Origin of the sequence: Sphingomonas gellani, from assembly GCF_900110035.1 — a bacterium.
Classification (GTDB): domain Bacteria; phylum Pseudomonadota; class Alphaproteobacteria; order Sphingomonadales; family Sphingomonadaceae; genus Sphingomonas; species Sphingomonas gellani.
In genome coordinates this window covers 165623-187944 of the sequence record NZ_FOCF01000002.1, presented here as the reverse complement: position 1 = coordinate 187944, position 22322 = coordinate 165623, and the positions used below count along the sequence as shown (strand labels likewise).

Sequence of the window (22322 nt, the reverse complement as noted above, 5' to 3'; positions counted from 1 at the left end):
ACTCAATCGACAGTGTCCCCTAACCCAGCCAGCTCGCCTGCCAAGTCCGACCTGACAACCACCTTTTCGGCTCAGCCACTCACCCCGTCCCGGAGAAACCCGTCACATCCGTTCAAAATCGATCAGCGTCGCACATCCAGCCCGCCGTCCAGGAACGCGTCGATATCCGCCTGACGGAACAGCGCGGCGTCACCCGGCAACGAATGCTTCAACGCCGCGAGGGCCAGCCCCGTGCGCGCCGAACCGGCAATGTCCTGACCCGTGCGCAACCCATGCAGCACACCGGCCGCAAACGCGTCGCCGCCGCCGATCCGATCGACGATCCCGGCCAACACGACCTCCTCGGTTTGCGCAAACCCGTCCGGCGTGTCGATCCTCGCGGACAGGCGGTTGACCTCGACATGCTCGACATGGCGCGCGGTGGAGGCGATCATGCGCAGCCTGGGAAAGGCATCGAACGCCGCCTCCGCCGCGGCTCGGCGACGATCCTCTCCTTCGCCCGCAAAGTCGTCCCGGCCGAGCAGCAACGCGATGTCGCGATGGTTGCCGAACATCAGGTCGGCACGCGCCACGATCCGGTTCAGGATGGCGCGCGGGTCCGCGTCCCAGCGCGCCCACAGCTTGCCCCGCCAATTGCCGTCGAACGACACGGGGATGCCCCGCTCGGCGGCCGCCTCCGCCGCCGCGATCGCGCTGTTCGACGGCACCGGACCCAGCGCGGGGGTGATCCCCGACAGATGCAGGCGATCGACGCCCTTCAGGATCGCGTCCCAATCCCATCCCTCTGCCGGCGCTTCGGCGAAGGCCGATCCCGCCCGGTCATAAATGACCTCCGTCGCGCGCAGACCCGCGCCGGAGGTGACGAAATACAACCCCATCCGCTCGCCGCCCAACTGGATGTGGCCGACATCCACGCCATGTCCGCGCAACGTGGCCACCGCGCCCCGACCCAGGTCGTTGTCGGGCACCCGGCTGGCAAACCCGACATCATGGCCCAGCCGCGCAAGCTGCGTCGCCACATTCGCCTCCGCCCCCGCCACCCACATCACCAGCTGCGGCGACTGCATCAGCAGCTCCCGGCCCGGCGGCGACAAGCGCAGCATGACCTCACCGAACGCCACAATCCTACCCATGGCCACCCGGCTCCTCTACGATCCTGTTCCGCGATCGCCCTATGCTGGCAACCGCCCGCCGACGTCCACCGTCATGTGGAGTGCAAGCGGGATTATCGAGGCTCTTCCGACGAGGTCTTGCGCCATCAAGCGATCGTCACCGGACATCGCCGGAACACATCCCAAGGCACGGCACCGGCCGTGCACGCAGGTAAGATTGGGAGCATGAAGAAAAGTGGTGCGCTTGCAGGACTCAAACTTGTTCGTACAGGCCGCAGAAAAGCTAGGGTTTTTTCTGACCCGCCAATCCGTGGCCCCTGCGTAGCCCACATGGAATTCGGTCCCTTTTCTGGCTTCAAACCCGTGCCGGAAGGGAGCCCGTGCGTCGCTTTGAAAGCCTGTGGGAAGGGTGATTCGGTTCGTGTTTTGACCCTTTCGCTTGGTCGGCCACTGACCTCGATGAAAGTCATTGGATGGTTGCCGGGCGAGCCCCCCCCTCGCACCCGCTGTCGGGCACCAGGGCCCTTGTACCCGCCGCCCCACAATCGAGAAGCGAGCCTTCCGGGTGCCGCAGCTTGTCAGGATTGCGTATTACATAGACCGCTCTCACTGTGCCTTGCTCGATCAGCATGGCAATCGTGGTAGCAGTCCGTCAGACTGGCGGGTCACGAAGCCGGGTAGACCGTTGATGTAGGCTTAGCGGACCGCACGCTGGGCGAAGCGGAAGAGCATCTGCCGACGCATGATTACTGCACTTACGATCTAGAGGTGGAGCATGTTGGATCGTCTGCGCTCGTCGCCAGACAAGTGGCGGATGCTTGGCACGGTCGCCATCGGTCACAGCTCGGCTGTCATCGACCCAAATGCTATCATTGGGGAGCCTTGTTCTACATCCCGAAACTGGCCCGTCGTTCAAGAAGCTTTTCGCCGGCCCACGGCCAATCGCCGGGGCCGGCTCTTAGCTCTACCGCCCTCAGACGGCAGCCGCTACGGCACCGATCTGCTCGGATGCACTCTGCATCGCGGCCTGGTCCTGCTCAGCGCCGTACGCGATGCCCTCAGCGCGTATGGTCTCGATATCGCTGATGCCGAGGAACCGGAGAATCGCCTCCAGATAGGTCGCAAGATGGTCGTTGGCGGCGAACGGCCCCTGCGAGTAGACGCCACCCGACGACAGCACGAGATAGGCCTTGCCGGTCAGCAGGCCACGCGGGCCCTCGGCAGTGTAGCCGAAGGTCTGCCCCGCTATCGACACATGGTCAATCCACGCCTTCAGCGTCGAGGGCACGGTGAAGTTGTACATCGGCGAGCCGATCACCAGCACATCGGCCGCCTTGAGCTCCTCAACCAGCGTCTTCGAACGGTCCCGCGTTTTTGCCAGCAAGGGATCGTCGGCGTTCTCGGGCAGCCAGGCGTGACGGATGGTCATGTCGACATGAGGGAGCTGGTCGGCGACCAGATCGCGGTACACCACCGTGGCATCAGCGTGGTGCGCCTTGATCCGCCCGACGAGTTCGCTCGACAGGCGCCGGGTGTGCGAGGTCTCGGCGGCGCTCGCGCTGGCATCGATGTGCAGGATCTTCATACGGTGGTCTCCGGTCTGGAAAAGTGACCTGCACCAGCTATGTGACCCGATGTGCGGCGCCAAGAAGGCATATTGCTAGGACCTGGTCACATGGAACTGACTACCCCCGAACCACTTCACATCGAGTGCGGCCGGTTCAGCAGCGTTCTCAGCTCGATTGGCGACAAGTGGACGGTGATGATCGTACTCACGCTCACGGAGCGACCGCGGCGTTTCAACGAGATGAAGCGCGCTATCGGCGGCATCAGTCAGCAGATGCTTGCCCGCACCCTGCGCGCCCTCGAGCGTGACGGCATGCTGAAGCGTACCGTTCACCCGACGGTTCCGCCCCAGGTAGAATATGCCTTGACCGACCTCGGTCAGTCGCTGGCGGACCCGATACGGCAGCTCGGAACCTGGGCAGCAGCGCATATAGAGCGGATCGAGGACAACCGTTCCATCTTCGACGCAGCGAGGGCGGCGGCGTGAGGGCGCAGGAAGCTCCTCACCGGGCGGGTCCGGATCCCTGGCTTTCCGGACGGTGCCGGTGACGACCATCCTCCTGGCGGGCGCGACCGGCATGGTCGGGGCAGAGGCACTCGCGCTGCTGCTCGCGGACGAGCGCGTGCGGCAGGTGGTGGCACCGACGCGACGCGCGCTCCCGCCGCACGCAAAGCTGCGCAATCCGATCGTGACCAGCCACGACCTTCAGCCGGGCGCGGACTGGTGGGCGGCCGACGGCGGCATTTCCGCGCTAGGCACCACCCGGGCGAACGCCGGGTCCGCCGCCGCCTATCGCGCGATCGACTACGACTACGCGCTCGCCATCGCCTCCCAAGTTCGGGAGGCAGGCGCGACCCGCTTCGCGCTCACCTCGTTGATGGGTGCCGATCCGCGGTCTCGCTTCACCTACCCGAGAACCAAGGGAGAGCTGGAGGACGCGGTTGAGCTGCTCGGCTTCGGATCGCTGACCCTGGTACGTCCCGGAGTCCTGAGCGGCCACCGTCAGGAGCATCGAACAGCCGAGTCTTTCCTCGGCTCCCTGCTGCGGGCGATTGGTCCCATCCTACCGCCCGCCGCCCGCGTTAGTCCTGCGATAATTGTAGCGGCTCTGCTGGTTGAAGCAGTCATAACCGGCACGGCGGGCCGCCATGTCGTCAATTCACGCATGATCGCGCTCGCGGCTAAGGGCAGATCTTAAGCGGGGCGGAGTAGCGACGCAGAGCGCCCTCCAGACCCATGGTTGAACCACGGGCGGACACTCAACATCGAGGATGGGCGTCTCGAAACCAGCCGTTGCTCAAAGTGCCGCAGCGGCTTCTACCCCCGGTGCCAGTCGGTCGACCAGCACGGCGCTTGCTTCGTTCAGCCCAATGACCTGGACGATGATGCCATGGTTCCGCATCCTGGTGACGACCTCCTCCAGCGCGCCGACCGCTGTAATATCCCACAAATGGGCGGCGGTGAGGTCGATGCAGACTTTGGCGGCCGTGTCCCGCAGGTCGAATCGATCCGCAAATATGGCCGCGCTGGCGAAGAAGATCTGACCGGTCACCCGGTAGGTCCGCACATCGGCAGCCTCGTCATAGGTGGCCTGAACGTCCATCAGGCGGGTCACCTTGGCGGCGAAGAACACGCCGCTCAGCAGTACACCTACCGCGACGCCGGCGGAAAGATCATGGGTCGCAACCGTGACGATCACCGTCGCGATCATGACGGCGCCAGAGACTTTGGGGTGCCGAGACAGATCGCGGATCGATCCCCACGAGAACGTACTGACCGATACCATGATCATGATCGCGACCAGTGCTGCCACCGGCACCTGCGCGACCCATGGGCGAAGCGGCACCATGACGACCAACAGGAAGACTCCCGCCACTAGAGTCGAGAGACGCCCCCGCCCGCGGTAACGAACATTCCCTACCGTCTGGCCGATCATTCCACAGCCGGCGATGCCGCCGAACAGTCCTGCAGCCATATTGGCAAGGCCAAGACCCGTGCACTCCCGCGCCTTGGAACTTGTGGTCTCGGTAAAGTCATCGACGACGCTGGCCGTCATCATCGATTCGAGAAGACCGACCGCCGCCATGGCCAGCGCGAAGGGAGCGACGATGCGGATCGTTTGCCAGTCCAGCGGCACCGTCGGAAATGTCAGCGATGGCAGGGCGGCAGGCAGGCGACCAAGGTCGGCGACGGTGTGGATCGGCATTGGGAATGCGATGCTGATCCCGGTCAGGACGACGATACAGATCAGGGGAGACGGGACCGCCGTCGTGATGCGAGGCGCCAGATAGATGATGATCAGGCCCAGCCCGATCATCGCGTAGGTATGCCAGCTGACGTCGAGCATCTGCGGCACCTGCGCCGAGGAGATGAGGATGGCGAGCGCATTGACGAAGCCCGTCCGGACGGATCGAGAAACGAAGCGCATCAGCACGTCGAGCTTCATCAGACCAAAGGCAATCTGGAACAGCCCGGCCATCAGCGTGGCAGCGAGAAGGTATTGTAAGCCGTAGGAATGCACGAGCGCTGCCGCGACAAGCGCGACCGATCCAGCCGCACCGGAAATCATGGCGGGTCTGCCCCCCGCGATCGCGATGACGATCCCGATAATGAACGAGGCGAAGAGGCCCACCTCCGGATCGATGCCAGCCACGAAGGAGAAGGCAATGACCTCGGGAATGAGGGCAAAGGTGCCGACCATCCCAGCAAGGATGTCGCGGCGGGCTTCGCCCACGCCGCTGAACCATTCGGCGCGGTAGCGCGAAAGAGCAGTGTTATTCATGTTGAGAAACCGACGACCGCCGCTAGCGATGGTCCAGAAGGCCCGAACCAACTGCAGTGCGACACGCGTTGTCCGGCGGATCGGCGGCCGGAATAGCCACCCGGAATTTCACCGGGTCCATGCGAATTTGGTCCTCATAGGCTCGGGTTATTCGTAATTGCAACGCCTGACCAAGGCGCCACGACCCGCAAGGCGACATTCGGCTACCGTAAGCGGCTCCCCAGAACCGCCGCCTTTTGATGTTCGTACTTGAAGGTAGGCACGAAGGGGGAAGGAACTGAGGGCAGCGCGCTCACATCTCCACGATTGTATCCGCCAAATTGGACCGCAGCCGACGATAAAATATGTTTGCGCGACACAGATCCGTGGCGCAACCGGGTATCCGCAACAGCGTACTCTGGTTGTCGACCGTGCCACTGCGCAGAGCTCGAAGCGGCTGAGTCCGGTACGAGGCGCGGATGTAGACCAGGCCCGAACGGATGTCGCGGAGTCGTTCGAAGAACAATGCGCCGCCCGGCGGCACATCGTTGGTGGCGTAACCGGGTGCCTTAAGATCAACGCGGAGCGCAGCGGCGAGCGCGGTGACGTTGGTGTCATGGCCCATCAGCACGTCAAAGCGGACGTGCCCGGTGTCGGATAGGGCGGCAAGCACCTCACGACCAAGGACCGCCGCTTGGTGCGCGGCCATGTAGCTTGGCCGCGTGAACACGGAGAACAGCGCAGCGTGAAGCGCGCCAAGGCGCTCCAGCGTCGCCGGATCGGTGCGGGCCCATCCGGGGCGAGGCAGACCTTCGGCATATTCGAGCTGCAGGACCTGAGCGATACCGGAGCTGGCGCGGATCGGGCCGGCACGCGTGATGTCTTGGCCGTCAGCACTGGCAGTCACCGTAGCAGCGGCAGCAGGCACGCAGCCTCGGACCGGCGCGCGGCAGCCGAGCATGCGGTCGAGCAGTGCCAGCGCACCTTTATGACGGGCGACCAGCGCCGTCATGCCGCCGGTCTCGCGATTGATCGACGCTACGGCCTGACGCGGGTCGAAGCGGGTGGCGCGAGCCCGTAACGGCTCGAAGATCGGGTCGGCTTCTCCTAACGGACGGTGCTCGACCGCGAGCGCACAACCGGGCGCGAAGCCCCGCACGAAGGCCTCGCCGCTGGCGATGGTGCGATCGGAGCTGTTGGCGCGGATGCGAACCCTACCCGGACGCGGGCAGCCGCCGCGCATCAGCAGACCTTGCGCTGCAAGCAGCCGGCGATACCCGGCGGCGGCCATGGCCAGCGCGCGCTCGCCGTGCGGGGTGATCCGGCTCGGGGCGACAGGCCAGCGCGGCCAGGGTGTACCGGAGCGGGTGCCTTCGGGCACTTCACCGTTCAGCGGGGCTCGAATGCCGTGGCGCATCACCAGAACGGCGCGTTCCAGCACCAGCCGGGGTCGGGTTTCCGCCCTCGACGAAATGGCGAACAACGCGGCGAGGCTCACAAGGGCGGTGAAGCGTCGAAGCTTAGTCACCGTCGCAACGCGCAGCCCGGCGGCACCCGAACCGGGCTGCACCGCGCCATCACCCCGGCCGGCAGAGTCACGAGGAAGTGGCGGCCCAGCGGGTCGGGCGCGCCGGGATAATAGTCGGTGCTCACCGCCTGGGCACCGCTCGCCATGGCGGCGCGTGCTTTGGCGAGGTTGCCGGTGCGAGCCTCAACGGTGTTGGCGTCGGTGCGCGTGCGAACGATGAAACCCTCAGCCACCCAGCGGCTGATCTGTTCGCCATCGATCAGGGGGTCTTGCACGATCTCGATCGCCGCCTCGGGCTGGTCGTCGGGGTACCAGCCGAACATCGCCCGCCCCGCGAGCGAGGAATGGCCGGTGCGATACACGTCCGACACCGGCCTGCGCACGTCGAACAGCACGTAAATGCGCCCGCGCGCCGCCGACAAGGAAGGCCAGCCCCGCGTGCGAACCGCGTCGCGCAGGGTCGCGGCCGACCCGCGCACCTCGTCGGGGGTGATCAGGCGTTTGCCCGGCAGCGCCGCGCGGATCTCCCCGTCCAGAGCGTCCAGCAGGACGGCATCGTCGAGCGGAAGTGGGTCGGAGATGCCGGGGCGGTTCGATGGCGTGTCCGCCGCGTTGATCGTGATCATGATCGGCAGGTGGTTCGGGTGCGCCAGCGACCAGCGGTTCACTTCGCCCAGGCATCGCACCAGCGTGACGCAGGTGCTGAGATAGTCCACGTCCGGAATGTGGAACACCTTGAAGCCGGCCCTCAGCATCGCAGCGCGATCGAAGCCGGTCCGCTCGCCCGCCGCACGAGCCCAGGCCTCCCCCTTCGGACTGGCGTAGCGTCCACCCTGGGGATCGGCGAAAATGTCGATCTCCAGCTGGCGCACGCCCGCGTCAAGCTGCCGGGCGAGCGGCAGGTGATAATAGTCCAGCCCGTCGGCGAGCTTGGGTTCCATGGCGCGTATGCGCTTCATCAATGCGGTCGGAATGCGCGCCTTGAAGCTGTTGTGCGATCCGACGACCTGGACATCGTTCATCGCGCGGGGGGCCGCCGCGCCCGTGGAAACCAGCGCGGCGGCGAGGAGCACCCCTTTCAGCATCAGAACTCGGTCCTGACGCCGAACAGGATCGTGCGACCCCAGAAGTTGATCTCGCCATAGCGAAGCGGCAGGTCGCTGTAGCTGTACTGCTTGGCACCGGCGATGTTGATCGCCTCCAGGCTGACCATGGTCCTGTCGGTGACGCGGAACGACAGGTTTCCGTCGAGCGAGCCGAACGCATCCTGATAAGTCGGCGCCTGCGTCGTGCTGCCGTTGCCCGACAGGTATTTGTCGCGCCAGACATAGGACAGGCGGGCGGAGACCGGACCATAGTCGTAGAAGCCGACCAGGTTGAAGCTGTTCTTCGACAGGCCGATCAGCTCGTCCTTGATGGGTCGCGCACCCGCCGTATAGTTCGATTGCACCGAGGTGTGGGTGTACGACGCCTGGATGCCGAGGCCGTCGAGCGGCTTGGGCAGGAACGTGAACACCTGGTTATAGGCGGCTTCCACACCGTAAACCTTGGCATCGCCGCCATTGACCTGCGTGCTGAGAAGCACCGTTCCGCGTCCGGGAATATCGATGTTGACGTTCTGGGCGGTGATGTAATCGTCCATCGCCTTGTAGAATAGCGCGCCAGTCAGCGAGCCCCGGCGGCTGAAATACCATTCCAGCGAACCGTCGAACTGGGTGGCCAGGAACGGCGCTAGGTCGGGGTTGCCGCCGCTCGCGGTCGGCGCATCGGTCGACACGCTGATCTGTGGCGAGCTTTGGGTCACGTTAGGGCGGGTCAGCACGCGACTGGCGGCGAGACGGCCTACCAGCGTCGGCGTCAGCGCAGCGCGCAGGTTGAAGCTGGGCAGCCAGTTGCTGAACGTCTTGGGAAAGCTGGCCGCGGTCGGCACGGTGCCTAGCGTCAGCGTCCCGCTGGCAACCTGGTCGGTATGGACGTAGCGCACGCCGATATTGCCGGTGATGACGGATCCGACGGCGTAATCCGCACGAACATAGGCACTCGCGGTCTTTTCGGTCACCAGGTAGGAGGCGCGCATATCGCCGGCGGTGAGCGGCGCGTTGGCGATCGCGTCAGTGAACAGCTTGTCGTAGAACACGCCCGTGATCGGCACGATCCATGTGCGAGGACCGTTGCCCGACACCGTGTCGAGGAAGTCGTCGAAGGGTGTCTGCTCATAACCGTTGGGCGCAAAGCTGTTGAGGAGCACCTTGCCCGGATCGACGGTGAAGTCGCGGCGTGCATAGTCGCGCTTGCGCCAGTGATATTCGCCGCCAGCCGCGATCTTGCTCAGGAACCCGTCCATGCTGTGCCCGGCGTCGAGGCGGGAATAGAAATCCTCGTCCTTGCTGTTCTTGGGCGCGATGTTGAACGGGTACAGCACGTAATTGGCCGGATTGGTGACGTCGACCGGCGTGGTGAAGGTCGGGATCACCTTGTAGCCGCCCGACGTATCGTAGGTGAGCGGCGCGTTGAATTGGATACGGCTGCGAACCGTACCCTCGGCATAGCTCGGGTGGAAGCTGTGCGCGTAAGACCAGTTGACGTTGCCGCTGACGGTCCAGCCGTCGGGGTTCCAGTCCTGCTTCAGGCCAACGGTGACCAGGTCGTGGCGATTGAGACTGTACTCGCGCGTGCCCATGAAGCGGACCTTGTTGATCGTCGCGCCCACCACCGTGTCGCCCTCGATCTTGGCGGAACCGGGAACGATGCTGGTGCCGGGATCGTCGGGATAGATGTCCAGGCCGAATTCGTCATAGGCGACATCCAGCCGTGTCGCGAGCACGTCCAACGTAGTTAGCAGTTCGGGCGAAGGCTGCCACTGGGCAGAAACCAGGCCCGAGACGCGCTTGCGGTTCTCGGTCTCCACCGTTGGACGCGTTCGCGTCGGTGTGTAGAGGCCCGCCGGCAGCCCGCCGGCGGCGGCGGAGGTGAACTTGTTGAGGTTCCAGCTGGTGTTGTACCAGCGGTCGTTGCGGACCTTCTTGCCCCAATATTGCGCGCCGGCGAGCAAGCCGAAGGTGCCGTCGGCACTCTTCCAGCTGGCGATGCCGGTCACGTTCGGCGTCACCCTGTCCGTCATGGTCGTGTAGGTGCCCCGCAGGTTCAGCGTGGTCTTGGTGCCGACCTCCAGCGGGCGGAAGGTGTGGACGTCGATGTTGCCGCCCAGCGCGCCCTCGGTCATGTCCGGCGTAGGGGTCTTCACCACGTCGATCTGCGAGACGAACTCGGCTGGCAGCATCTCGAAGCGGAACTGACGCCCGTTGGCGCCCCCATTTTCGATCAGGTCGTTGATGGCGACCGTGCGGCCATTCAGCAGAGTACTTTGAAATTGCGGGCCGAGGCCGCGGACACTGACGTAGAGGCCCTCCCCGCGTGGCCGGGTGATTGCAACGCCGGTGACGAGTTGCAGCGCTTCGGCCACATTTTGGGTGGGGAATTTGCCGATATCGGTGGAATTGATTGAGTCGACACCGAACGCCGCCTGGCGCTTGGTCTCGGTCGCGGCGGCGAGGCTTCTGGCGTAGGAGCCGGTAACAACGATGTCAGCACCGCCCTGCTCTACCGGTGTTTGCCCCGCGTTCGCGTCCTGCGCCGATGTGGCGGTCTGCGCCAGTGTTGGCAGAGGAAGACCCAAGGCGACAAATGGAAGTGACGCCCCCCACAGGCGCGAGCGATGCAACACGTTGTATTCTCCCCCTCGGCTTCCTTACCGATGGACAATTCCGATAACGGGACGATGCGACTGTTTCGCAACTGAACCATTGCGAGTACGTTACAACCGCGCTGCGGATCAGTGACGACTACGGGGGGTTCAGTACGCTTGTATTAAGCCGCAATTGACCCATAATCGGTCGTTCACGCACCCTTACGCAGTTCCGAACTTCGGCCATTCGTTATTGTCGATCTCACGGCTATTTTGGCGAGCAGGGTAAGCTGTGCGGCCCCACTTTCTAGGCCAGCGGGCTTACCGCCCGCTGGCAGAGTTTCTCAGATCTGGGCCAAGCCTCCGTCGGTGAACAGCTCACTGCCCGTCATGAAGCTGCTGTCGGAGGATGCGAGGAACGCGGCAGCCGCCGCGACTTCGGCTGGATCGCCGACATGACCGATCGGTGTGGTCGCGCCCATCTCGATCATCGCGTCGCGACCGACGACCTCGGCCGCTAGTTCGGTCAGCGTCGGCCCCGGTGACAGGACGTTGACGCGAATACCCGTACCACGCAGGTCCTGCGCCCAGCTGCGCGCGAGGTTGCGGACAGCAGCCTTCGACGCGCTGTAGATGCTGAACGCAGGCGTTCCCATTACGCCGGTGGTCGAGCCGGTGAGGATGACCGAACCACCCTTACCCATTAGCTTCAAGCCCTTCTGCACCGTGAAGATCGTACCCTTCACGTTGATGTCGAAGGTCTCGTCATAATGCTCGGGCGTGATGTCGGTGAGCGGCACCAGCGCGCCGGTTCCGGAATTGGCGAACAGGATATCGAGCGCGCCGCGCTCCTGCTTCACGGTGTCGAACAGTCGGTCGAGATCGCCGGAATCGGTGACTGATCCCGCCACCGCACGCGCATTCGCGCCGAGCGTGGCCACCGCTGCGTCCAGCTTCTCCTGCCTCCGGCCGAAGATGTAGACGAACGCACCTTCCTCGATGAAGCGCTTTGCCGAAGCCAGGCCGATGCCCGTGCCGCCGCCGGTGATGATCGCAGTCTTGCCTTTCAGTCGGTTCATACGTGCCTCCAGTTCTTGGTTGCACGCAGCTGGCCTCGAACCCACCTATCGACAAGTATGCACCTTTAGGTAAGTATAAAGAATGCCCCAAGCGGTTCAGTCCACCACCGTCGAGCCACTCCGGTTGCTCCCCGCTTCACCTGCGGCCTCGACGCTACGCTCAAGATCATCTCGGGCAAATGGAAGCCGCTCATCCTGTACTTCCTCTTGCGCGGGCCGACCCGTTACGGCGAGCTGAAGCGCGCCGTTCGCGATGTCAGCGACAAGGTGCTGATCCAGCAATTGAAGGAGCTGGAAGCGGACGGCGTATTGCGCAGGAACGACTACAAGGAGGTGCCACCACGCGTCGACTACACGCTGACGCCTCTCGGCCAGAGCCTCGCCCAGGCGCTTGAACCCTTATGCACCTGGGGAACCGAGAACATGGCAGAGATGCAGAAGATTTTCACCGGGCGCGATAGTTGGCTTCGCGAGAAACGCGCCTAGCTACCGCCCGGCGAGCGCAAGGCTGATGGAACAAGGAGAGCCGAGCCAATCCGCGTCGGATTGTCTCGAGAAGCTGCGCAAGACGCTGTCGGCGACCGAAGTTGATGATCCGAGGTCGGCCGCTCAGTGGCTATGGGGCTTCAAAAACCATCAATTCAGTTCCCGGTTGCGGCTTGCTTGCTGATTGCAGACTGCTCAGGGCGGGGTGGCGAACTCCCAGACACTGCCATGCTGACCTCTAGTCTCACCAATCAGTGAGGTCGATCCCCTTACACGTCACCACTACCTCTGCGGATGTTGCGAACGCGAAGCAATAGCCTATAGACTTCCTCCACAATCGGGGGTGTTGATGAACAAGTCTGCGTTAACGGTTTGTGCGATCGTACTCGCCTCGGGATCAGCCGCATCGCGTGCGCAGGAGTATGAGCAGAATGCCGCCATCGAGCAGGATGTTGTGGTCACCGCACAGCAGCAGCGTCGGCAGGTGACGAGCGACGGGTCGCTCGGCGCACTTGGCGACCTGGGCGCGCTGGAAACGCCGTTCAACGTGCGCAATTACACCGCGCAACTGGTGCTCGACCAGCAGGCGGAAACGCTGGGCGAAGTGCTGGAAAACGATCCGTCGGTGCGCACCACGCAGGGGTTCGGCAACCAGTCCGAGCTGTTCGTGATCCGCGGCTTTCCCCTGAACGGCGACGATGTCGCGCTTGACGGGCTTTATGGCATCACGCCGCGCCAACTGGTGTCGCCCGAACTCTACGAGCGGGTGCAGGTGCTGAACGGGTCCAGCGCCTTTCTGTTCGGCGCAGCACCGGGCGGCAGCGGCCTCGGCGGCGGCATCAACCTGACCCCCAAACGCGCCGACAAGACGCTGTTGCGCGCCACCGTCAGCTATGCGGGCGACAAACTGTGGGGCGGAGCGATCGATGTCGGCACGCGCTTCGGCGCGAACGACGCGTTCGGCTTGCGCGTCAACGGCGTTTATCGCGACGGCGACACGGCGGTGGACGACGAACGGCGCAGCGTCCGCGTCGTCGGCGCCGACTTTGATTTCCGCGCCGGGCCGGGGCGCTTCTTCCTCGACTTCGGTTACGAGGATCAGCGCGTGTACCAGCCACGGCCTCAGGTGCGCCTGGCGAACACCAGCCTCGCGATCCCCCGCGTACCCGGTGCCGACGCCAATTACGCGCAGCCCTGGGCCTTTACCAAGCTGCGCGACGTCTACGTCCTGGCGCGGGCGGAAGTCGACGTGGCTCCGGACTGGACGGTGTATATCGCGGGCGGGCTGCGCGACGGGCGGGAGGACGGCGACTATGCGACGCCGACCGTGACAAACTCCACCACGGGCGCCGCGACACAGGCCCGGCTGTTCGTGCCGAGGGAGGACAACAACGAAAGCGGCCAGCTGGGTCTGCGCGGCAAGTTTGCGCTGGCCGGCACCACTCACGCGATCAGCGTCGGCGCGACGCTGGTCATGGCGGAAAACCGCAACGCCTTCGCATCGGGTGGCTACCGCACCGCGACCGGGGGCTTCACCGCGACGACGCCGACCAACATCTACGAACCCGTCGCGGTGCCACGGCCGGCGAACCTGCCGGGCACCGGCACCGGCGGCAATCTCGCCGATCCGCCGCGCGCCTCCTACACGGAGTTCGGCAGCCTCTTCGCCTCCGATACGATCGGGCTGTTCAACGATCGGCTGCTCGTCACCGGCGGCGTCCGTCAGCAGAAGTTGATCGTGGAGGGCTTCAACCGCGCGACCTTCGTTCGGGCGACCCGCTACGACCGGTCGGCGGCCACCCCCGTTGTCGGCATCGTGGTGCGGCCGACCTCGACCTTCTCGCTTTACGGCAACCGCATCGACGGGCTGGTACAGGGTCCAACCGCGCCGAACACCGCGACCGTCAACCCCGGAGAGATCTTCGCCCCCTATCGCACCACCCAGTACGAGGTGGGCGCGAAGTGGGAGGTCCACCGCCTCACCACCACGCTGGCGCTCTACCGTACGACGCAGCCGAACGGCTACACGATCGCCACCCCTACTCCCGCCAACCCTGTCGCCACGACGTTCGTGGTCGACGGGCGCCAGCGCAACCAGGGCATCGAGCTGGGCTTCAACGGCGAACCGACCGACTGGCTGCGCGTGATCGGCGGCGGGACGATCAACGATGCCACGCTGCGCCGCACCGCCGGCGGGCTGACCGACGGCAACACGGCGATCGGCGTCCCCGACTATCAGGTCAATTTCGGGCTGGAGGTGGTGCCGCCCTTCCTGCGCGCGGCGACGCTGACCGGTCGCGTCGTGCACACGGGGCACCAGTATCTGGACGCGACCAATCGCCAGCGGCTGGACGACTGGACACGCTTCGACCTTGGTATGCGCTATATTCTGGTCGCCGACGATCACCCGGTCACGCTCCGCGTGAGCGCGGAGAATATCGCCAATCGCCGCTACTGGACCTCGGCATTCGGCGGCTACCTGCTCCAGGGGCAGCCGCGCACCGTCAAGGCATCGATAACGGTCGAGTATTGATGCGCACGGGGACGGTCAGGACGTGGTGCTGGGTCCACAAATGGACCAGCCTCGTCTGCACGCTGTTCCTGCTGATGCTGTGCCTGACTGGCCTGCCGCTGATCTTCCACGATGAGATCGATGCCGCCTTCGATGACCGGGCGCCGCTCGCAACTTTGCCCGCGAACGCTCCGAAACTGCCTCTCGACGCGTTCGTGCGCACCGCCAGGGCGATGTATCCGGGCGAGCGGCCGCTGTTCATCAGCTTCGACGAAGACCGCCCCGTCGCCAACGTCACCACCGCGACGGTCGCGCGGCCGGGTCGCGGAGCCTATCACCTCACTGCGATCGACCGCCGCACCGCGAAGCCGGTGGGCGCGCTCGATGAAGAGGGCGGCATCATGGCGGTGATCCTGCGGCTCCATGTCGACATGTTCGCGGGACTGCCGGGCAAGCTGTTCCTCGGCTTCATGGGCCTGTTGTTCTGCATGTCGATCGTGTCGGGGATCGTCGTCTACGCGCCGTTCATGCGCAAGCTGGCGTTCGGGGAGGTTCGCAGGAACCGCAGCCGCCGTGTCCGCTGGCTCGACCTCCACAACCTGTTCGGCATCGCAACCGCGACGTGGATCGGCGTGGTCGGGCTGACCGGCGTCATCAACACCCTGTCGGAACCGCTGACCGCCATCTGGCGGGCCGACCAGCTCACGGCCCTGACCCGCCCATATGCCGGGGAGCCGCCGCTGCCGGTCGCCGCCTGGGGGTCGCTCGACCAAGCAGTCCGTACCGCGCGGGCGGCGGCTCCTAGTACCGACCCGCAGTTCGTCGCCTTTCCCGGCACGCGTTTCAGCAGCGAGCATCATTATGCCGTGTGGCTGAAGGGTGCTACGCCGGCAACGCGGCAACTGCTCACTCCCGCGCTGATCGACGCGCATACCGGCAGGCTGACCGCGATGCGCTCGATGCCGTGGTACATGCTGGCGCTCCGCCTGTCGCAGCCGCTCCACTTCGGCAATTACGGTGCCATGCCGATGAAGATCCTATGGGCGCTGCTCGACCTGGTCGCGATCCTCATACTCGGCAGCGGCCTCTACCTATGGCTGAGCCGCAAGCGGACGGCATCGTGAGGCGAACGGGCGGCACGTTCGGCATTCCGGCGGTGCTGGCCGTAGCGAGCGGGTTCGCGCTTGTCGCCGGGTTGCTGGGTGACGGCGCTGTCGACGTCGTGGCATGGATTGGTCTGGCGCTACCGCTCATCGTCACCGCGAGAGCCGTTTGGCACCCGCGGCCGCCGGGCCGCTAGCGAAGCCGAAACAGCGCGATTACGGGTCGTAGCTATACGGTGCTGAGCAATAGGCTTGTTTCGCTATTCGCGACCCCCTCGATCATCCGCACTTCGCGCAGGACTCGGTCGAAGTTCGACAGGCTGGACACGTGGATGTCCGCGATCAGGTCCCAATTGCCGTTGGTGGTGTGCAGCGTGCGGATCTCCGCAATGCCTCGCAGCCGCTGGATGACTTGGGTGGTCGACCGGCCCATCACCTCGATCAGCATCACCGCGCGAACCGATCGATCCTCATAAACTTCGCGGACCCGCACGGTAAATCCGAGAAGCGTACCCGTGTCCAGCAGGCGGTCGAGACGGTTCTGCACCGTCCCACGCGCGACATTCAGCGCAAGCGCCAGCTTCGACAGCGACGCACGGCCGTCCACGCGCAGATGCGAGATGATCCGTCGGTCCAGATCGTCCGGGATGAATTTCGCATGTCGCGTCACGCCGGCCCCGTCCGTTATCGCAGAGTGCCTGCGCAAGTTGCGCAGCCGCTCGCCACTTTTAGCACGGAAATGCCATTCCGTCAGCTTCCTGGAAGGGGCACTTCAATCCGACTGACATGTGTTCGAAAGGTTCGTCATGGCACCCGCCGCTTCTCCGCTCGCCTACATCCCCTTTGTCAGCGTCGAGAACATGATGCGCCTGGTGCACCACCATGGCATCGAACAGGTGCTGCGCGACCTGGCCGAAGAAATCGAGGGCGACTATCGCCGCTGGGACATGTTCGAGAAGGCCCCTCGCCTTGCCTCGCACTCTCGCGATGGGGTGATCGAACTGATGCCCACCTCGGATGGCCAGACCTTCAGCTTCAAATATGTCAACGGCCACCCCGGCAACATCGTCAAGGGGTATCAGACCGTCGCGGCGTTCGGCCTGCTCGCCCGGGTGGACACGGGCTATCCGCTAATGCTGTCGGAAATGACGTTGCTGACCGCGCTGCGGACCGCGGCGACGTCGGCGATGGCTGCCCGCTATCTCGCGCCAAAGGGCGCGCGCACGATGGCGGTGATCGGCAACGGTGCACAGGCGGAGTTCCAGGCACTGGCGATGAAGGCGGTGATCGGCGTGGAGGAGGTGCGCCTGTACGACATCGACCCCGCCGCCAAGCGCAAGGCGGTGCACAACCTGCAGGGCAGCGGGATAAGGGTTACATCGTGCGACACCGCGCAGGACGCGATCGAGGGGGCGCAGATCGTCACCACCTGCACCGCCGACAAGGCCTATGCCACCATCCTGAGCGACAACATGGTCGGCGAAGGGATCCACATCAACGCGATCGGCGGCGATTGTCCGGGCAAGACGGAGTTGCACCGTGATATTCTTTCCCGCGCCAGCACGTTCGTCGAATATGAGCCGCAAACCCGGATCGAAGGTGAGATCCAGCAGATGCCGCCCGCTTATCCCGTGACTGAATTATGGCAGGTCGTGCGCGGCGACGCAGCCGGGCGGCGAGGTTCGCGTGAGATCACGCTGTTCGACAGCGTCGGCTTCGCAATCGAGGATTTCTCCGCGTTGCGCTATGTCCATGGCAAGCTGCAGGATGGCGATTACTGCCACCAGCTCGACATGCTGGCCGACCCGGACGATCCGCGCGACCTGTTCGGGATGCTTCAGCGCGCGGCCTGATCGGGCGCGGGCCGGGCGCGGCTATACGTACGTCGCCCGATGCAGGGCATCGACGGCATACTGCGCCTCTGTCGCGTTCAGGCTGGCGAACCCGACGCGCAAACCGCGCGGCGCGTCCTCGCTAGCCATGAACGATCGAGACGACGCCAGTCTTAGCCCCGCCGCCCACGCCCGCGCCTCCGCTGCGTCGAGGTCGATGCCCGGGAAACGCAGCCAAAAGGCGAGCCCGCCATCGGGCGGATCGAACGCGACCGTATCACTGAAGCGCGCGCGTAGCTTGTCGGCAAACTGGCGGCGGCGCTCGGCGTAGATTTTTCGTACCTTGTAGGCATGACGCTGCAGTTCCCCGCTGACGATCAGGTCGGCGGCAGCATCCTCGGTCAACCGGTTGCCCATGCCGTCGGTGACGGAAATCGCATGAGCGAGCGCCGGCATGATTGCGCGCGGGCCAACGATGTAGCCGATCCGCAGGGTCGGCAGCAGCAGCTTGGACAGCGAACCCAGATAGATGACGTGCTCCGGGCTATAGGCGGCCATGGGCAGCAACGGCTGCGACGCGAAATGGAACTCGTGGTCGTAATCGTCCTCCAGCACCGCGAAGCCGAACTGGCGTGCCAAATCCAGCATGCGCAGTCGGCGCTCCGGGCGAAGCGCGACGGTGGTCGGGAACTGATGGTGCGGCGTCAGAAACACGGCGCGCACCCGGTGCCTGCGACACGCCGCCTCCACGCCTTCGACGTCGATTCCGCTGCCGTCCAGCGGCACCGCGACGACGTGCGCTCCCGCTGAGCGGAACGCCGCCATCGCCGGCTCATGGGTCAGCGCCTCGACCAGGACAGTCTCTCCAGGTTTCAGCAGGATTTGCGTCGCCAGAAACAACGCGTTCTGGCTTCCGCGTGTGATGCACACCTCCTCCGGCGTAATCGACAGCGCACGCTGGTTGCGCAGCATCTCCGCGATCGCGCAACGCAGCCGCATCGATCCTAGGGGATCGCGGTATTGGAGCCGGTTCTCGGCGGCGGCCCCGACGATCGCCTTGCGATACGCGCGCGCCAGCGTTTCGGCTGGGAACAGCCGGCCATCGGGCGCGCCCTCGTCCAGCTTAAGCCCCTGGCCGCCTGGCAGCGCGATTGGGCGCTCGGGCGGGGGCAGCACGCGATAATAAGGCGCGACCTCGCCAATGGACGGCATGTCGGTATGGATCGGCTCGGCGGAGGGGGGCTTGCCGGTATGCGCGGGAAAGGCGGGGGAAACGATCGTACCGCGCGTCCCGGCCGAACGGAGCCACCCCTGCGCGATCAGCTCCTCATAAGCGATGACCACCGTTTTGCGGTTGACGCCAAGCTGGGCTGCGAGTTGCCGGCTGCTGGGCAGATACTTGCCCGCCGCCAGCCGCCCGCTTCTGATGTCCCGGATGATCGCACGGATCACCTGGCCGTAGAGGGGAACGTCCTTTTCCGAGGAAATCCGTTCCCCGAGCGTGACATGGAGTGGTCGCAACATGAATGAAGACGGCCTTTACTCAGCAGGGTGGAAGCGTTCGCACGAAGCCGTTGGCCCTGCCAATTGTATAAAAATTGGCCCTTGAACGGTCCAGCGCGCAAGGCAAAGCTGAGAATGCGAGCGTCGGACGCAGACAGCGCATCACGTTTTCCGGAGCCGGCCCCATCATGAGCGATCCTTTCGCGGACTTCACCACCGACGACATACGCGCGCTGATCGCGCAGCATCCGCTGGCCTGGGTGTGTTCGGTCGGCGACGCCCCGTCCGAAGCCGCGCAACTGCCGCTGATCGGCGAATATGACGAGGACGGGCGGCTGCTGTCGCTAATCGGGCATCTCGGACGGGCCAACCCGCTATATGACCGGTTGCGCGCGCAAGGACGCGCCCTGCTGCTGTTTAGCGGCCCATCGGCCTATGTCTCGCCCGAACATGCCGGACTGCGCGACTGGGCGCCGACCTGGATCTACGCCAACCTCAGGATCACGGCGGAGGTGACGGTGGATGCAGCACTGACCGACGAAGCGCTGGACGTGCTGATCGGGGCTATGGAACATGGCCGGCAAGCACCATGGACGCGCGCCGAGATCGCGCACCGCTATCACGGCATGGCCAGCGCGATCATCGGGTTCCGGGCGTGGGTCACTGGGATCGCGGGACGCTTCAAGTTCGGCCAGGACGAGCGCGACGCGGTATATCGGACCATCGCGGAGCGGCTTGCCGAACCCGCTGTCACCCCTTGGCTGCGTCGGTTCAATCCGGATCGTTGACGAGGTTCACGCCTTGGTCGGCAAGCTCGACGGATCGGCGTGCTGCGGCCTGCGCCACTCTTGCCATGAGGTCGTCGATACCCGCGTCTTCGTCCATCTGCGCCAGACCAGCCGCAGTGGTACCGCCGGGGCTGGTCACCTGTCGGCGCAGATCGGCCAGGGCGCAGCTCTCCGCCTCGACCAGCGCCGCCGCGCCGGTCAGGGTCGCGCTGGCCAGCCGGGTCGCCACGGGTTCCGCCAATCCCAGTCGCACACCCGCCGCTGCCAACGCCTCAGTCATGCGGAAGACATAGGCGGGGCCGCTTCCCGATATCGCGGTGACCAGGTCGATGTCCCCTTCGGTGGCCAGCCAGACGACCTCTCCGACCGCACCCAGCAGCCCTCCGGCGCGATCGCGATCGGCGCTCGACACCGCCTGGCCCGCGACCAGCCCGCTGATCCCCCGACCAATCGCGGCCGGCGTGTTCGGCATGGCCCGCACTACCCTCCCACTTCCGCCGAATGGCGCCGCCAACGCGGAGAGCGGCACTCCCGCCATGATCGACAGGATCAGCGGCCTGCAATCGGCGACCCGTCGTAGCGCCGGCGCGAGGGCGGGGAACGTCTGCGGCTTCACGGCAAGAACGACGACCAGATCGCTCTCTCCACTGACATCATCCAAGTTTGCAACCCGCTCCACGCCGTCCGGCAAGGTGGCGTCGGGATCGAAGGCCATGACGCGTTCGCCGCTGCTCCACCGTCGTGCCAGCGCGCCGCCCATCCGGCCGCAGCCGATCAACAGGATCGTCATCGTGCTAAACTCCTTGCGTCAGCGGAGCGCCGGCGGGCGCGTACGGGCGATCCACGGCGATGCCTGTTCATAGGCATGGCCGAGCTGGAGCACGGCTAGGTCGGCAAGCCGGGGGCCGATCAACTGGATACCGATGGGCAGTCGGTAGCGCCCGCCAAAGCCCGCCGGAACGGCAAGCGTGGGCAGGCCCGCCATGGTCGGCGGCAGCGTGACTTCCATCCAGCGATGATAGCTGTCCATCGCCTTGCCCGCGATCTCCCGCGGCCAATGCTGCTCGGCGTCGAAGGGAAACACCTGCGCGGTGGGCAGCGCCAGGAAGTCGTAGGTCTGGAACGCCTTGCGAAAGGCTTCAAGGATGCGCGTGCGACCTCCGGACGCCTTTGCCAGTTGCGGGCCGGTCAGCCTGGTGCCGCCCTCCACCTCCCAGACCGCTTCCGGCTTCAGTTGCGCCCGCTTCACCGGATCGTCGTAAAACCCCTGCAGGTCGGCCCCGACCGACCATTGCCGCAGCGGCACGGCGGTGTTCCACATCGCGTCGGCGCTTTCCGACAAGCGTGCTGCGTCGACGGTCATACCGATCGCGCCAAACGCCGACAGTGCCGCCTCGCAGGTCGCCATCACACCGGCCTCGGTCGGCAAAGCGCCTCCCAGGTCACCGAGCCAGCCGATCCGCTTGCCCTTCCAGTCGCGCTCCAGCGGTGCGGCGAACATCGCGGGATCGTCCTGCGGCGCAAACGGCGCGCGCGGATCGGGACCCGCCTGAACCGACATCAACAAGGCGACGTCGGCGACGCTGCGCGCCATCGGGCCGGACGTGGCGAAATTCTGCCAGAACAGGTCGGTGTTCGGAATCGACGGAACCCGGCCCCATGACGGGCGAAAGCCGAAAACGTTGTTCCACCCGGCCGGATTGCGCAGCGACCCGCCGAAATCGCTGCCATCGGCGAGCGGCACCATCCGGAGCGCCAGTGCGACCGCGCCGCCGCCGGTGCTGCCGCCTGCCGACTTGCGCGGATCATAGGCGTTGCGGGTCGTGCCGAACACCCGGTTGTAGGAGTGCGACCCCAGCGCGAATTCAGGCACGTTGCTCTTGCCGACGAAGATCGCGCCGGCGTTGCGCATCCGTGCGACGACCAGGGAGTCGGCGTCGGGAACATGGTCCTTGAGCAGCGGCGATCCTTGCGTGCTGGCGATGCCCCGCGTCGACGCGGTGTCCTTCACCGCATGGGGAAAGCCATGCAGCGGGCCATGGAAGTGCCCGGCAGCCGCGTCACGGTCGGCGACATCGGCCTGGCGCAGCGCATCCGCATGGTCGATCCGCGAGACCAGGGCCGTGAAGCGCGGGTTCAGCGCGTCGACCCGCGCCAGGTGCGCCGTCATCAACTCGCGGGCGGACAGGCCCTTCTTCCTGAGCTCAGCCGCCATCGTCACCGCGCTCATGTCGAGGATGTCTGCGCCCTTCGTCGCAGCCAGCGACGGGCTGGCGGCGATCAGCGCGGGGACAGCGGCCAGCATGTCGCGGCGGTTCGGATGAAAAGCGGGGTCGGGCATCGTCTTCACCTTCGCGTCTTCCGGT

At 65.3% G+C, this 22322-nt stretch carries 19 protein-coding genes, 1 pseudogene and 1 other annotated feature; of the genes and pseudogenes, 8 read left to right on the top strand and 12 right to left on the bottom strand.

What is annotated here, in order from left to right:
* Positions 1–122 precede the first annotated feature (122 nt).
* The 3 genes and pseudogenes from BMX37_RS05185 to BMX37_RS05180 form a co-directional block, all read right to left on the bottom strand.
* Positions 123–1133: a sugar kinase gene (locus BMX37_RS05185; protein WP_093664432.1), complete on the bottom strand. Its 1011-nt coding sequence runs from the start codon at positions 1131–1133 to the stop codon at positions 123–125.
* 544 nt (positions 1134–1677) lie between these two features.
* Positions 1678–1802 (bottom strand): annotated as a pseudogene (locus BMX37_RS19105) (RNA polymerase sigma factor SigJ); the annotation flags it as partial.
* A 283-nt stretch (positions 1803–2085) separates the two neighbouring features.
* Positions 2086–2697: an FMN-dependent NADH-azoreductase gene (locus BMX37_RS05180; protein ID WP_093664431.1), complete on the bottom strand. Its 612-nt coding sequence runs from the start codon at positions 2695–2697 to the stop codon at positions 2086–2088.
* A 90-nt stretch (positions 2698–2787) separates the two neighbouring features.
* On the opposite strand from BMX37_RS05180, the gene BMX37_RS05175 reads away from it, so the two are divergent.
* Complete coding sequence (locus BMX37_RS05175; RefSeq protein ID WP_093664430.1) at positions 2788–3165, top strand: winged helix-turn-helix transcriptional regulator; 378 nt, start codon at positions 2788–2790, stop codon at positions 3163–3165.
* Positions 3166–3223: 58 nt separating this feature from the next.
* A complete protein-coding gene (locus BMX37_RS05170; RefSeq protein WP_093664786.1) occupies positions 3224–3877 on the top strand; it encodes a Rossmann-fold NAD(P)-binding domain-containing protein in 654 nt (217 codons plus the stop codon).
* Between the two features lie 99 nt (positions 3878–3976).
* On the opposite strand, the gene BMX37_RS05165 is transcribed toward BMX37_RS05170, so the two are convergent.
* From BMX37_RS05165 to BMX37_RS05145, 5 genes are all read right to left on the bottom strand, one after another.
* Positions 3977–5461 carry a SulP family inorganic anion transporter gene (locus tag BMX37_RS05165; protein WP_093664429.1) on the bottom strand — a complete coding sequence of 495 codons (1485 nt, stop codon included), beginning with the start codon at positions 5459–5461 and terminating at the stop codon, positions 3977–3979.
* Positions 5462–5527: 66 nt separating this feature from the next.
* Positions 5528–5583 (bottom strand) — a sequence feature (sul1 is cis-regulatory element that is thought to sense ions involved in sulfur or methionine metabolism; They are found in Alphaproteobacteria).
* A 170-nt stretch (positions 5584–5753) separates the two neighbouring features.
* On the bottom strand, positions 5754–6938 hold the full coding sequence (locus tag BMX37_RS05160) for a histidine-type phosphatase (protein ID WP_139198018.1): 1185 nt from the start codon (positions 6936–6938) through the stop codon (positions 5754–5756).
* Positions 6939–6964: 26 nt separating this feature from the next.
* A complete protein-coding gene (locus tag BMX37_RS05155) occupies positions 6965–8053 on the bottom strand; it encodes a Ca2+-dependent phosphoinositide-specific phospholipase C (RefSeq protein ID WP_093664427.1) in 1089 nt (362 codons plus the stop codon).
* Positions 8053–10644: a TonB-dependent receptor gene (locus BMX37_RS05150; protein ID WP_244501397.1), complete on the bottom strand. Its 2592-nt coding sequence runs from the start codon at positions 10642–10644 to the stop codon at positions 8053–8055. Before BMX37_RS05150 ends, BMX37_RS05155 begins: the two co-directional genes overlap by 1 nt.
* 353 nt (positions 10645–10997) lie before the next feature.
* Positions 10998–11732 (bottom strand): SDR family NAD(P)-dependent oxidoreductase, encoded by a 735-nt coding sequence (locus BMX37_RS05145; RefSeq protein ID WP_093664425.1) that lies wholly within the window; start codon positions 11730–11732, stop codon positions 10998–11000.
* 75 nt (positions 11733–11807) lie between these two features.
* Between BMX37_RS05145 and BMX37_RS05140 the strand changes: the two genes are divergently transcribed.
* From BMX37_RS05140 to BMX37_RS05125, 4 genes are all read left to right on the top strand, one after another.
* Positions 11808–12218, top strand: a complete 411-nt coding sequence (locus BMX37_RS05140) for a winged helix-turn-helix transcriptional regulator (RefSeq protein ID WP_093664424.1) — start codon at positions 11808–11810, stop codon at positions 12216–12218.
* A 349-nt stretch (positions 12219–12567) separates the two neighbouring features.
* Positions 12568–14751: a TonB-dependent receptor gene (locus tag BMX37_RS05135; RefSeq protein WP_093664423.1), complete on the top strand. Its 2184-nt coding sequence runs from the start codon at positions 12568–12570 to the stop codon at positions 14749–14751.
* Positions 14751–15854: a PepSY-associated TM helix domain-containing protein gene (locus BMX37_RS05130; protein ID WP_093664422.1), complete on the top strand. Its 1104-nt coding sequence runs from the start codon at positions 14751–14753 to the stop codon at positions 15852–15854. Before BMX37_RS05135 ends, BMX37_RS05130 begins: the two co-directional genes overlap by 1 nt.
* Positions 15851–16030, top strand: a complete 180-nt coding sequence (locus BMX37_RS05125; protein WP_244501396.1) for a hypothetical protein — start codon at positions 15851–15853, stop codon at positions 16028–16030. The genes BMX37_RS05130 and BMX37_RS05125 overlap by 4 nt, the downstream gene beginning before the upstream one ends.
* 32 nt (positions 16031–16062) lie before the next feature.
* On the opposite strand, the gene BMX37_RS05120 is transcribed toward BMX37_RS05125, so the two are convergent.
* Positions 16063–16503: an Lrp/AsnC family transcriptional regulator gene (locus tag BMX37_RS05120; RefSeq protein ID WP_093664420.1), complete on the bottom strand. Its 441-nt coding sequence runs from the start codon at positions 16501–16503 to the stop codon at positions 16063–16065.
* A gap of 136 nt (positions 16504–16639) precedes the next feature.
* Between BMX37_RS05120 and BMX37_RS05115 the strand changes: the two genes are divergently transcribed.
* Complete coding sequence (locus BMX37_RS05115; protein ID WP_093664784.1) at positions 16640–17686, top strand: ornithine cyclodeaminase; 1047 nt, start codon at positions 16640–16642, stop codon at positions 17684–17686.
* 21 nt (positions 17687–17707) lie between these two features.
* On the opposite strand, the gene pdxR is transcribed toward BMX37_RS05115, so the two are convergent.
* Positions 17708–19189, bottom strand: a complete 1482-nt coding sequence (gene pdxR / locus BMX37_RS05110) for a MocR-like pyridoxine biosynthesis transcription factor PdxR (protein WP_093664419.1) — start codon at positions 19187–19189, stop codon at positions 17708–17710.
* Between the two features lie 167 nt (positions 19190–19356).
* Between pdxR and BMX37_RS05105 the strand changes: the two genes are divergently transcribed.
* Entirely contained in the window at positions 19357–19956 is a 600-nt protein-coding gene (locus tag BMX37_RS05105) for an FMN-binding negative transcriptional regulator (protein WP_093664418.1), read from the top strand.
* Here BMX37_RS05105 and proC read toward each other — a convergent pair.
* Positions 19940–20746, bottom strand: a complete 807-nt coding sequence (gene proC / locus BMX37_RS05100; RefSeq protein ID WP_093664417.1) for a pyrroline-5-carboxylate reductase — start codon at positions 20744–20746, stop codon at positions 19940–19942. The two genes, BMX37_RS05105 and proC, sit on opposite strands and share 17 nt — an antisense overlap.
* An 18-nt stretch (positions 20747–20764) precedes the next feature.
* Complete coding sequence (locus BMX37_RS05095; protein WP_093664782.1) at positions 20765–22297, bottom strand: amidase; 1533 nt, start codon at positions 22295–22297, stop codon at positions 20765–20767.
* Positions 22298–22322 lie beyond the last annotated feature (25 nt).